Below are 12724 nucleotides of genomic sequence, written 5' to 3'. Positions count from 1 at the left end.
CTATAACTCGACGCCGCCGGGGATCAGGCTCTGTCCGCGCAGGAGGCTCCCGTCGTGGTCATAGACGAGCAGCGTCCGCATCTCGTAGGTCCGTGACTCGCCTTCGTCGTCGGTGAGACGGACTGTAAACTGTGGGTCTTCTTGAGCGTCCGCAGTGGAGACGAGCGCATCGATCTCCGCTGTGGGCGCTGTCGCTTCGAAGATGTACTCACCGGTGAGGCGGTTCGTCAGTGAGAGCACGCCGTCGCTCTCCGGCTGACGGCGGAAGGTCACGTCGATCTCTTCGCCATCGAGTGTGCCGTCGTCTACTTTGGTGAGGCGCTCGCGGAGCTCTCCTGTCGGCCCATCGTATACAATCGCGATCGTCGGGTCGTCGTTGTCGGTGGCCGAAGCCTGGATGTCGACGGTGAAGTAATCACGCCTCATTCCGGTGTTTACCGGTACGTGGCCCGGCCAAATGAACGTAACGGCGTACCGACTGTCGGTATCGGTAGCTTTTACCGGACCGGCCCACCCTCTGACAGTAGCATGGCCTGGGTGAAGTCAGAGTACGCCGGCGAGTTCGCGGTGCTTGCGACGTGGCTCGTGGGGCTGGCCCCGTGGTCGGTCTCGCTGTTCGAGATTGAAGGGCTGACTGTCATCGGGCTCCGCTTTCTCCCCTTTCGGTTCCAGTTCATCTTCGGCGCGGCGCTACCCGGTGAACGGCCATTTCTCTGGGCCTGGCAGGTCGCCGCGTTTCAGGAGTCGGACCCGCTTGCGCTCGCCGGAACACTCGGGTTCGCAGCCCTGGCCGTATTCCTGCCCCCGCTCGGACTCAGCCTCTACTACTACGCCGCTGAGGACCGCGTCGAAGCGACCCTACCCGTCGACCCCGTCCGGCTGTTCGGCGGGCTGCTTGGACTTGTGGGCGTCCTCACGCTCGCGGCCAGCGGGCTGTTCATCACGTCGTTTCCCGGCGTCACCGTTCCCGTCGGCGCGCTCGTCGCGCTCGTGTTCGCCTATCTCCTGTTGACCGTCGACCGAGCGTGACGGACAGCGCCGTCTCGTTCGTTCGACCGCCGGCGATTATACTCCTGATAATTTGGCGAGCGAATTTAAGTAGGTGGATACGATAGCAGAGGTATATTCCGCGGAGCACCGTTGGCTCCCAACTGAACCATCGATGTCGAACCCAGAAACCCCCGAACCCGGTGACTTCGTTTCGGACCCGCTCGGCCACATCCAGTCGTGGCTCTCGCGGACTGCAACGGTGTTGAGCGGGTCGGCGGTTCCGACGGCGAACTACGACCCCAGCCGCCACGGGACGCTGGTCGAGTTCGACGGCCTGGACGGCTACAACGAGGTCGAACGCTACTGGCTGAACGCCCCCTTCGCCTTCGCCTCTATCAACCACGACCCGGACCGCGACGAGCACCTGTATCAGGTCGTCGAGCCGTCGCTGACCGACATCGAGCGAGAACTGCTCGACCGTCTGTTCGAGGATATCCGCATCCCGCTCATCTACCGCGACGACGTCGACACCGACCCGGAGCGCGTCCTCGCCGAGGAACTCGAAGCCAGGCTGGAAGAGTACGGCGTCGTCATCGAGCCCGAGACGTTCTATCGCCTGTTTTACTACCTGCATCGCTCCTTCCAGGGCTACGGCCACATCGACCCCCTGATGCACGACCCGGACATCGAGGACATCTCCTGTGACGGGGCGAACCTCCCCATCTTCGTCTACCACGACGGCTACACGGACATCGAGACGAGCATCGTCTACGACGCCGACGAACTGAACGACTTCGTCATCCAACTGGCCCAGCGCTCGGGTCGGCACGTCTCCGTCTCGGACCCAGTCGTCTCCACGACGCTCCCGGACGGCTCCCGTATCGAACTGGCGCTCGGCGAGGAGGTGACTCCCCGCGGTTCGGCGTTCACTATCCGGAAATACGCCGACGAACCGTTCACGCCCATCGAACTGCTGGAGTACGGCACGTTCTCCGTCGAGATGCTCGCCTACCTCTGGCTGGCCATCGAGTCCAACAAGTCGCTCATCTTCGCGGGCGGGACGGCGGCCGGCAAGACCACGTCGATGAACGCCCTGGCGATGTTCCTCCCGCCACGGTCGAAGGTGCTCTCAATCGAGGACACCCGGGAACTGTCGCTGTATCACGACAACTGGCTCTCCTCGGTCACCCGCGAGCGACTGGACGACTCGGACATCACGATGTACGACCTGCTGCGGTCCGCGCTGCGCCACCGCCCCGAGTACATCATCGTCGGCGAGGTGCGCGGCGAGGAAGCCATCACGCTGTTCCAGGCGATGAACACCGGCCACACGACGTTTTCGACGATGCACGCGGACTCGGTCCAGACCGTCATCAACCGGCTGGAGAACGAGCCGATCAACGTCCCGCGGCCGATGGTCCAGAGCCTCGACATCCTCTGTGTGCAGGTGCTGGCCCGCTCGGGCGACGAGCGCGTCCGCCGTGCGAAGACGCTCGCCGAGATCGAGGGCATCGACCAGCGGACCGGCGAACTGGACTACTCGACGACGTACAACTGGCAGGCCACGGAGGACCGCTTCTCCGAGAACAACAGCGAGCTACTGGACGAAATCCGCGAGGAGCGCGGCTGGACGCAGTCGGAGCTGCTGACCGAACTCCGTAACCGCCAGCGGTTCCTCCGCTATCTCCAGTCCGAGGGCGTCACCGACTACCGACGGTTCACGGCGATGGTCAACAAGTACTACGCGGACAAAGAACAGGTCATAGCGAACATCGACGACGACGCGATAGCCTGACATGGCGCTGAACCCGCTCGGTCTGGCTCCGCTCGCCGTCGTCGTCGGGATTCTCGGGCTTATCGGCTACAGCACCGTCAACGAGCGCTTCGACCGCAACGTCACGCGGCTGTCCCGACGGCTCTTCGGCCGGTATGTGGGCGAATCACCCAAGCGCGAACGACAACTCGAAGCCGCATACGTCGACGAGACGTACCGCGGTTACGCCGCCAGAACGCTGGTGTACGCTTGTGTGGCGGCCGTCGCGGGAGCGATCACTGGGGCATACGCCATCGGCGGCCTGCTGCTGGTGCTGCCGGCGCTGGTGAACCTTGCACAGGGGCTTCCCTCGACGATGGTGAACGCGTTCGGCCTGCGAACGTTCGAACTCGTGTTGACGCCGACCCAGACGCTCTACATCCTCATCGGCGGCGGCGTGCTCTCGGGCGCGGCGACGGCCGGGCTCACGTACTTCTACCGCTGGGAACGGCTCAAAAATCGGGCGGACGTGCGGAGCCGGAACATCGACGAGGGGATGGCCCGCACCATCGCCTTCATGTACGCCCTTTCCCGTGGTGGGATGTCCTTCCCGGACGTGCTGCGCGTCCTGGCCCGGAATCAGGAAATCTACGGTGATACAGCGAAGGAAGTCGGCGTTGCCGTCAGGGAGATGGACCTGTTCGGCCGGGACATGATATCGGCGCTCGAACACGTCTCCAGACGGACGCCCAGCGAACAGTTCAAGACGTTCACCGAGAACCTCTCCAGCGTCCTCCAGAGCGGCCAGTCGCTGGCCCCGTTCCTCCGCGAGCAGTACGAGCGCCACCAGGAACAGGCCGCCGAGCGCCAGGAGAACCTGCTCGAACGGCTGGCCACGGTCGCCGAGGCGTACGTCACCGTGTTCGTCGCCGCCGTGCTGTTCCTGATGACGATTCTGCTGGTGTTCGGCCTGACGACGACGGACACGCTCTGGCTGTTGCAGTTGATGGCGTATCTCGTCATTCCGCTGGCCAACGTCGGGTTCATGGTGTATCTCGATATCAAGCTCCAGTCGCTGGGTATCGGCAGCGCCGGAACGACGGATATCCTGGAGCGATACGAGACGGCGACGCTGGGGAAACCCAGCCTGGGGACCGGTCGTCTCGGCCTGACTGACGGCGGCGTCGTCCCGGCCGACGAGGCGAACTGGCTCAGACTCCGGTTCTACGACCGTGTCAAGTCGGTGCGGGAACTGCTCAGCTCCCCGATTCAGTCGCTGGTCTGGAACCCGGTGTACGTCCTCTACATCGCCGTGCCAATCGCCGTGGTGCTGCTGCTCGTCCGTGCCCCGACGGCGTTCCAGGCGTCGACAGTTAACGTCCGTATCTTCGACGACCTCGTCATCCAGTCGGTCCTGCTGATTCTGGGGCCGTTCGCGCTGGTGCGGTACGTCTACACCCGGCGGCTCTCCCGCATCGAGGATGCGACGCCGGACCTGCTCGAACGGCTGGCGAGCCTGAACGAGGCGGGGATGACCGTCGTGGAGAGCCTCCGACGGGTCCGTGGCAGTGACATCGGCGTGCTCACCCAGGAGATGCACCGCATCTGGGCCGACATCAGGATGGGCGCGAACGTCGACGACGCGTTCGTCCGGTTCGGCCGCCGCGTCCAGACGACGGCGATAACGCGCATCGTGACCCTGCTGACCCACGCGATGCACGCCTCGGGCCAGCTCGGGCCGGTGTTCCGCATCGCGGCCACCCAGTCACGGGCGGACCTCCGACTGAAACGGCGGCGACGCCAGCAGATGCTCACCTACCTCGTCGTCATCTACGTCGCCTTCCTGGTGTTTCTGGTCATCATCGTCGCCGTGCAGGAGGTGCTCGTTCCGAGCCTCCCGTCGAGCGTGCCGACGCCGGCCGGCGAGTCCAACCGCCTCGGCGTCAGCGTCGACCAGTTCGCCCGCTTCGGCCGCGTCGACAAGGCCGCGTACACACTCGTATTCTTCCACACCGCGCTGATTCAGGCCGTCCTCACCGGCTTCATCGGCGGCCAACTCGGCGAGGGCACGCTCAAAGACGGCGCGAAACACGCCGCGATTCTGCTGGGCGTGGCTTACGTCGCGTTCATCCTCCTCTCCTCGCCGGTCGCATCGATGACGGTCACCAGCCCCGCCGTTTCCGGCGACCAGATAACGGTCGAATCGGCGTCGCTGTCGGAGGGTGGATTCATCGTCGTCCGCCAGTTCGAGGAGGACGGCAGAGTGCTCGGGACCTCCGAGTACCTCCCTGCCGGAAGCCACAGTGACGTGCAGATCACCCTCGACAGACCGCCGTCGACTGGCCAGTCGCTCGTGCTCGTCGCCCATCAGGACACCAACGGGAACCAGCAACTCGACTACCCATTCGGCGACAATTCGGGGGCACCGGACCGGCCATACGCGTCCTCGACGGCTGGGGAGAACGTCACGGTTGAGTATACGGTCGAGTGACGCTGGATTTACGGTGCCGAATCGGGTAGGGTGCGCTGATGGAGTTCGCCGCCTTCGCCGACCGGGCCGAAGCAATCGAAGCCGAGAGTGCCGATACCGCGATAACCGAGGCGGTAACCGACCTGTTCACTGACGCAGGGTCGGACCTCCCGACGCTCGCTCGCTTCGTTCAGGGCCGGGTGTTTCCGGCCTACGAGTCCCGCACGCTCGACATCGGCCCGCGGCTCTGCTACGAGGCGATTGCCCGGGCGGCCGGCCAGAACGTCGGCGCTGACGACGTAGAGCAGCGCCTCGCTGACATGGGCGAAATAGGGGCTGTTGCGGCCAGCTATGACCTCGGCGGCCAGCAGGGACTCGCCGCATTCGGAGCAGGCGGGAGCGGGAGCGACGCACTGACCGTCACAGAACTCGACGCCGAGCTACGGAACCTGGCGGCCGTCGACGGCAGCGGGAGCCAGGGGACGAAAGTGGACATCCTCTTCGGCCTGTTCTCGCGGTGTTCGCCGCCCGAAGCCAACTACCTCGCCAGACTCGTCCTCTCGGAGATGCGCATCGGCGTCGGCGAGGGGACTGTTCGGGACGCCGTCGCAGCAGCTTTCGATGTGCCGGTCGACGCTGTCGAACGGGCCGTGCAGGTGTCCAACGACTACGGCATGGTCGCTGAAGTGGCCCGCGACGAGGGCGAGTCGGGACTGGAGACCATCACGCTCGAAATCGGTCGCCCCGTTCAGGCGATGCTGGCCCAGGCGGGCACGGTCGCCGGTGCGCTGGAGGACTGGGACCGCGCCGCGGTCGAGTGGAAGTACGACGGCGCTCGCGTGCAGGTCCACTTCGACGGCGAGAACGCCCGGCTGTTCTCTCGAAACATGGAGGAAGTCACGGACCCGCTTCCGGAGGTCGTCGACACCGTCGAGTCGACGCTGGACGCGCCGGCAATCCTCGACGGTGAGGTGGTCGCAGTCGATGCTGACGGCGACCCGCTCCCGTTTCAGGAGGTGCTGCGGCGCTTCCGCCGGAAACACGACGTTGCCGCGGCCCGCGAGGACGTGGCCGTCCGCCTGCACGCCTTCGACTGCCTGCACGCCGACGGCGAAGACCTGCTCGACGCTTCGCTGGAGACGCGCCACGACCGCCTCGAATCGCTGTTCCCGGCCGGGAGCGACGTCGTCTCGGAGATGTGGCTGTCCGACGACGCCGAGGAAATCGAGGAGCTGGAGGCGGCGGCCCTCGCCGCCGGACAGGAGGGAATCATGCTGAAAGACCCGACCGCAGCCTACTCGCCCGGAAAGCGGGGCAAGCACTGGCGCAAGCGCAAGCCCGACGTAGAGACGCTGGATTGCGTCGTCACCGGCGCGGAGTGGGGCGAGGGCCGCCGGGCGAATGTCTTGGGCTCGTTCGAACTCTCCGTGCGGACCGTCGACGACTACGCTACCGTCGGCAACGTGGCGACGGGCATCACCGACGAGGAGCTCGCCGACCTGACGGAGCGCTTCGAGCCCCACATCCGGCGCGAGGACGGCCGCGACGTGACCCTTGACCCGGCGATTGTCTTCGAGGTCGGCTACGAGGAGATCCAGGCCTCCCAGTCCTACGACTCGGGCTATGCGCTCCGGTTCCCCCGGTTTCTCTCGGTTCGTGAGGACAAGACCCCGGACGACGCCGACCCGTTGGAGCGCGTCGAGCGATTGGCGGCGTCACAGTAACCGCACTGTGCTACTTGGAAGCGGACCGACACGCGTAATTGTCGGCTCCGAGAACGCCCGTACATGACAGTCAGACACGACGGCATCACCGCGGAGTGGCTCGGCTACGCGACGCTCCGACTGGAAGGCGATGACACCGTGCTCTACTTCGATCCCGGCCGATACGGCGTCCTCACCGGCGAGTGGGAGCCGGACACGCCCGGCATCGGCCATCCGCCGACGCAGGACTACGCCCCGAAAGATGGGGACATCGTCTGCGTGACCCACATCCACCACTACGACCCCGACGGCATCCGCCGGGTCGCACGCGAGGACGCCACCGTCGTCGCCTGCGAGGGCATCAACGTCCACGCCACCGACCGCGACCTCGACCGCATAGCCGACCTCGACTACGAGGTCCGCAAAGTGTCGATGGAAGCCGACGTGCTGGTCGACGACGTCCCCATCTGGACCATGCCGGCGTACAACCACGAAGACGGCCGGAACGTGAAGGACGACGGCACGCCAATTCACCCGAAGGGCATCGGCTGTGGCTTCCTCGTCGCCATCGACGACACCCGCGTGTTCTGGCCCGGCGACACCGACGTGCTGGAGGGCCACGCCGAACTCGACGTGTCGCTGTTCGTCCCCTCTATCGCCCAGAACTTCACGATGAACCGCCACGAAGCCGCCGAGCTGGCCGAGGAGATGGACCCCGACCTCGTGCTGCCGATGCACTACAACACGTTCACGTCGCTGGAAGCCGACTCCGGTGCGTTCGCGGAGGACGTCGCGAAACGCGGCGTCCCGGTCGTACTCGACGAGACATAACGGCGATACAGCCCGAAACGATGCTCACCGGGGAGTCGCTTCCCCGCTCTATATAGCACACAGGCCAGGCGCATCACGACTGGAACCATACTGTCATCGACAGAAAACACTTACCAGTCGGCAGACATTCGACTGTCAATGCCTTTTTCCCGTCGGCGATATCTTCGTGGCTTCGCTCTCGCTCTTGGACTGGCATCTGCCGGCTGTCTCAGCGCGAACGAAACGACGGAGTCGACACCAACGGAAGCCGGGGCGGTGACGAAGTCGACGACTGCGACCGGGACGCAGAGAGAGCAAACAGAACCGTTCGTCGCCTGGAAGCAGACGCTCGAATCCGGAGTCACAGCCCCGCCACGTAGCACGGCCGAGAGTCTCTACGTGGGGACGGCGTCGGGAACCGTCAAGTCACTCGCAACTGACGACGGGAGTCAGCAGTGGTCGTACGACGCGGATGACGGCATCCGCTCGCAGCCCATCGCTGTCGGGAACAGCGTATTCGTCGTAAGCGGGAAAGAGGGGCTGTACGAGGACCACATCCTCCTCTCGCTTGACGCCGAAAGCGGTGCGAAGCAGTGGACGTTCTCGCCTGGAGAGTGGTGGCTCGAAATGCTCGCCGCGACCGAGGAAATAGTCTACGTCGGGACGAACACCGACGCCCGGTCGGAGCAGGGACAAACGCTCTACGCGCTCGCCGTTTCCGACGGGTCGGTACAATGGTCCAGGGAAGTCGGTGACCAGTACGAGGGAGTCGTGCGCAACGGGACGATATACGTGGCATCGTACGGTCGGCTCTACGCGTACGACGCCGAAACCGGGGACCAACGGTGGACCTATGACGTTTCGGACTACCACGCACAGACGATGGTCGCCACCGATGAGGCTGTCTGTTACGCCGCCGATGTGGACGAGACTCACGGCACGCTAACGGCGGTGGATTCCGACACGGGAGCGCCTAGCTGGCGCTACGACGAAGGAACGGTAACGTCGACGACGCTTCACGATGGGACGCTCTACGTCGGTGGCTCGCGCGTCGCTGCGCTCGACCCTGCGAGTGGTGACCAACAGTGGCAGGCAGACCAGTCGGGCTACGTCCAACAGGCTCCAGTTCTGGACGGCGTTCTCTACGCAGGTGGTGACGCTGTACGCAGTTACGACAGTACCACCGGCGACCCCGGCTGGACGTGGGAGCCGGACGCGAACGTCGAGGGCGTCGTCCCTGCCGCAACCGTTTCGGACACGCTGTATGCGGACTCCTGGTCGAATGCCGAGCCACGAAACCGGTTCAAGTTCGCGCTCGATACGACAGCCGGGACGAAACAGTGGCGATTCGACGCCGAGAGCGGTCTGACTGACCTGTCCGCCGACGAGACGCGAGCGTACGTCGCTGCGGAAAACGGGACTGTGTACGGACTGGCATAACCGAGACGGAGTGGCCCTGCGATGGTTACAGGATACCCATTTCGTCCAGCCGTTCGGGCAGATACGTGTCCGTCACGAAGTCAAGCCCCCGAGAGGCGAGCGCCTGCTGTTCGGCCTTCTTGTTGATGTCCAGCTGGAGTTCGATCTGTTCCTCCCAGAACTCCGTCTGGAAGCGCGGGTCCTCCAGTTCGCTCTCCAGGGCGTTCACGTCTGAATCCGACAGCGGGTCCGTCGGCAGTTCGTACTCGACGATGTCCTCCGGGCGGATGCCGATGAACTGGGCTTCGGGGGTCGCCAGGTACTCCGAGAGGTGGGCCGATTTGATGGAGCCGTAGGAGACCGACCCGAAGATGCGGTACGACCACGGGTCACCGTCAGTGAACACCGTGACCGGGAGGTCGAGTTCGTCGTGGAGGCGCTTGATCAGTCGGCGGGTCGCCCGCGCGGGCTGGCCGCCGAGGTGGACGACCAGCGCGTCGTACTCGTCGTCGAAGCCGTTCTCGACGAGTCGGTCGCGCATCCCGCCGGTCTCCACGCAGAGGACGAACTTCGCGTCGTTGTCGAGGAACTCGATGGTGTCGGGGTTGTTCGGGATCTGGTAGCCGCCCTGGCCCACGTCGTCCTGACAGTGGATCTCGCGGTCGCCGCGGTTGGTCTGCTCGCGGAGGAGCAGCGGCCCCATCACCTTCGCACCGGACTCCTCCGGGCGCATGTGGAAGTCCTCGCGTTTGACATCGGAGACAATTTCGAGGTCCTCGATGAGGTTGTTCGACTCGTCCTGCGTGTTGAACTGGGCCTCGTCGAGGTCCCAGGATTCCGAGAGGTAGTACAGTTCACGCAGGGTCGAGGAGCGGTCTTCCTCCAGTTGCTGGGAGAGGAAGTCGATGGTATAGACGGCCTTCAGAATCTTCTCGGCCCCGGATATCGTTTTTGCTGACCGCGTGGAGTTCCGGTCGCCGTACACCCAGACCTGCTCGTCCTCGTCGAAGACGATGTTCGACTTGGTCCGGGTCGGGATGGTCATCGTCGGCACCTCGCCGTCGGCGAACTGGTCGTAGAAGTCCGCCGCGAGGTCGATGAGTTGCTCGCGCGCTTCCTCGGTGTCGGGTGTGGTGTCTGAGTCGGTGCTCATATCAGGCGTTCACCGTGAGTTTCTCTTCTTCGATGCCGTCGACCGAGACGGTGAACTCGGCCTCGTCAGTCACGCTGTATTCGAGGACGGCGGTTTCGCCGGCCCCGACGGTCGGGGACCACTTGACGAACCACTCGCCGTCCATCTCGACGACTGTCGCGCCGTTCGTGTCCTGCGGTTCGGCAGTGACGATGTCGGTCAGTTCCACGTCCGCGTTCGTGTCGTCGTTGTTCTCGATACGGACCCGGACTGTGTCGTCCTCGATTTCGCGCTCGACGAGGACGTTGTTCATGATGCGGGCCAGCGAATCGTCGATGTGGAGCTCGTCGTTGTCAGTGACTTCGGTGAGCTTCTCGGCCATCTCCGGGAGGATGGTCGCCAGCTTGTCCTGTTTCTCGCGGCGCTGTTGCATCGAGCGGCGCTTGTTCAGGTAGCTCTTGAGCTCGCGGGCAGCCTCCCGGATGGCGAGTTCGATCTCGTCTTCCATCTCGGGGACGTTCGCGATGGCGTCCTTGGACTCGCTCGTGAAGGGGACGTTCGTCGAGGCGACGTGGACCATGATGACGGCCGGCCCCTTCGGGATGCCGGAGCCGCCCGGCTGGTCGAGGTTGTAGTTGCGCCAGCGGATCGATTTCACGACGTCTGTGGTCGCACAGGCCCCGCGCTGGTACACCAGCGGCACGCGGTTGGCGAATCGCATCACGTCAACGGCGCCCTCGCTTTCGAGTTCGCCGCCGTAGGCGATGCCGGCCTCGACGATGAACGGGTCGCCGCCGTGGACCGACGCGTCACGGGTCGAAGCGGCGTAGAAGTCCGCGTCGAACTCCTTGCGAAGTCCCTCCTCGACGAGTTCCGCGCTGATGGGTGAGAGGCAGTCCGTCGGCGGCGCGATGATGTCCGTCTCGCGCATCGCCGACAGCAGTTGGCTCGCTGTGTCGCGGTCGTCGGCGATGTCGGCGACCTTCGGCGGCTCTTCGGGGACGCCCTCGGCGGCCGTCCAGAGCGCTTCGAGGACGTTTTCGCGGGCCGTCTCGCCGTAGGTAGCGTCGTCCTGTTCCTCGGTCATGTCGGCCGCGCGGTCGATGTAGCCCCGGAGTTCGTCGCGGGTCAGCCGGTGGCGGCCGTCGTCGGCGAACTTGTCGGCCAGTCGGCTCGCCAGCCCCTCGATGGCGGCGTCGTCCTTGCGTTTCGTCGTCACGTCGTCGACGAGCGCGTAGAGGTCGCCGGTCAGGTCCGCGGTGACGGCTCCCCAGGCGGCGTCGACGGCGTTCTCCCGAACAGTGGAGCCGAACGTCGTGTCGCCGTCGGCTTCGGCGTCCTCGGCTGCATCGTCGACGATGGCTTCGACCTCGTGGTACGCGACCCGGTCGCGGTCGTGGATGGCGTCGGAGACGGCGGCCGCGAACGTCGCCGTCGTCTCGGCTCCTTTGTTCGCCACGGCGTCCTCGACGGCGCTCTCGATGTCGGCGTCCTCCGTGACCTGTGGCGGCTGCCAGGCCATGCCGCGGCCGTAGTGACGGTCGTTGAAGTTCGCGATGACGCTGTCGGCGGTCTTCCCGCCGACGCGGGTGAACTCCTCCTGCATGAAGCCCGACACGGAGTAGGAGTCCGTGGCTTCCAGCATCTTCAGGAGCGTCCCCAGTTCGACGCCGTGCGGGTGCGGGCGTATCTCCTCGGTCTCGTCGGGGAGTTCGGCGCGCTCGGCGCGTTCGAACTTCAGCGATTCGTCCAGCCCCGGCTCGTCGAACTCGATACGGGCATGGGGGTTGACGACGGCCGTGTCCTGAATGTAGTCCCGCAGTGTCGAGCGGGCCCGCATATTGGCCTCCATCTCCAGTTCGATGCGCGTCCCGTGGGGTCGCTCCCAGGTCGTCGTCTCGTCGACGCTGATCTCGGGTTCGTTGGTGTCCGTGTCGACGATGAGTTCGAAGTACTGGGCCTCGTCTTGGCCCTTCGGCCGGGACGTGATTTTCGCCGGCTTGCCGGAGGTAAGCTGCGAGTAGAGGACCGCCGCAGAGATACCGATACCCTGCTGGCCGCGGTTCTGCTCCCTGGCGTGGAAGCGAGAGCCATACAGGAGCTTTCCGAAGATTTTCGGTGCCTGTTCCTTCGTGATACCGGGGCCGTTGTCCTCGACGACCAGCTTGTAGTAGTCGCCGGACTCCTGGATCTCGACGTAGATATCGGGGAGAATACCGGCCTCTTCGCAGGCGTCGAGCGCGTTGTCGACGGCCTCTTTGACGGCCGTGACGAGCGCTCGGGCCTCCGAGTCGAAGCCCAGCATGTGCTTGTTCTTCTCGAAGAACTCGGCGATGGAGATGGCCCGCTGGGATTCGGCCAACTCCTCGGCGATCCCTTCGCCCTCGCCGAGTCGCGACTGATACGAGGTCATTGTCGTGCGGTACGTACCCGCGTCGGGGTTAAAA

Annotated in this window: 9 protein-coding genes; 6 read left to right on the top strand and 3 right to left on the bottom strand. The window is 64.9% G+C overall.

The window, feature by feature from the left end; translation table 11 throughout:
- Complete coding sequence (locus tag ACOZ4H_RS12205; RefSeq protein ID WP_424329534.1) at positions 1–426, bottom strand: DUF5793 family protein; 426 nt, start codon at positions 424–426, stop codon at positions 1–3.
- A gap of 102 nt (positions 427–528) precedes the next feature.
- Between ACOZ4H_RS12205 and ACOZ4H_RS12200 the strand changes: the two genes are divergently transcribed.
- The 6 genes from ACOZ4H_RS12200 to ACOZ4H_RS12175 all read left to right on the top strand — a co-directional run bounded on the left by ACOZ4H_RS12200 (position 529) and on the right by ACOZ4H_RS12175 (position 9166).
- Entirely contained in the window at positions 529–1029 is a 501-nt protein-coding gene (locus ACOZ4H_RS12200; protein WP_424329533.1) for a TIGR04206 family protein, read from the top strand.
- Between the two features lie 133 nt (positions 1030–1162).
- Positions 1163–2785 carry a type II/IV secretion system ATPase subunit gene (locus tag ACOZ4H_RS12195; protein WP_424329532.1) on the top strand — a complete coding sequence of 541 codons (1623 nt, stop codon included), beginning with the start codon at positions 1163–1165 and terminating at the stop codon, positions 2783–2785.
- 1 nt (position 2786) lies between these two features.
- Positions 2787–5234: a type II secretion system F family protein gene (locus ACOZ4H_RS12190; RefSeq protein WP_424329531.1), complete on the top strand. Its 2448-nt coding sequence runs from the start codon at positions 2787–2789 to the stop codon at positions 5232–5234.
- Positions 5235–5272: 38 nt separating this feature from the next.
- Complete coding sequence (gene ligA, locus ACOZ4H_RS12185; RefSeq protein ID WP_424329530.1) at positions 5273–6937, top strand: ATP-dependent DNA ligase LigA; 1665 nt, start codon at positions 5273–5275, stop codon at positions 6935–6937.
- 63 nt (positions 6938–7000) lie between these two features.
- Positions 7001–7747, top strand: coding sequence for an MBL fold metallo-hydrolase (locus tag ACOZ4H_RS12180; RefSeq protein WP_424329529.1), 747 nt, complete (start codon positions 7001–7003; stop codon positions 7745–7747).
- Between the two features lie 138 nt (positions 7748–7885).
- Positions 7886–9166, top strand: coding sequence for a PQQ-binding-like beta-propeller repeat protein (locus ACOZ4H_RS12175; RefSeq protein WP_424329528.1), 1281 nt, complete (start codon positions 7886–7888; stop codon positions 9164–9166).
- A 25-nt stretch (positions 9167–9191) separates the two neighbouring features.
- On the opposite strand, the gene ACOZ4H_RS12170 is transcribed toward ACOZ4H_RS12175, so the two are convergent.
- Together ACOZ4H_RS12170 and ACOZ4H_RS12165 are read right to left on the bottom strand one after the other, a co-directional pair.
- Positions 9192–10298 (bottom strand): DNA topoisomerase IV subunit A, encoded by a 1107-nt coding sequence (locus tag ACOZ4H_RS12170; RefSeq protein WP_424329527.1) that lies wholly within the window; start codon positions 10296–10298, stop codon positions 9192–9194.
- A 1-nt stretch (position 10299) separates the two neighbouring features.
- Positions 10300–12690: a DNA topoisomerase VI subunit B gene (locus ACOZ4H_RS12165; protein ID WP_424329526.1), complete on the bottom strand. Its 2391-nt coding sequence runs from the start codon at positions 12688–12690 to the stop codon at positions 10300–10302.
- Positions 12691–12724 lie beyond the last annotated feature (34 nt).

Origin of the sequence: Haloarcula amylolytica, assembly GCF_049705545.1 — an archaeon.
Classification (GTDB): domain Archaea; phylum Halobacteriota; class Halobacteria; order Halobacteriales; family Haloarculaceae; genus Haloarcula; species Haloarcula amylolytica_B.
The sequence above is the reverse complement of the archived record's forward strand: the minus strand, read 5'-3'. Positions and strand labels throughout refer to the sequence as shown.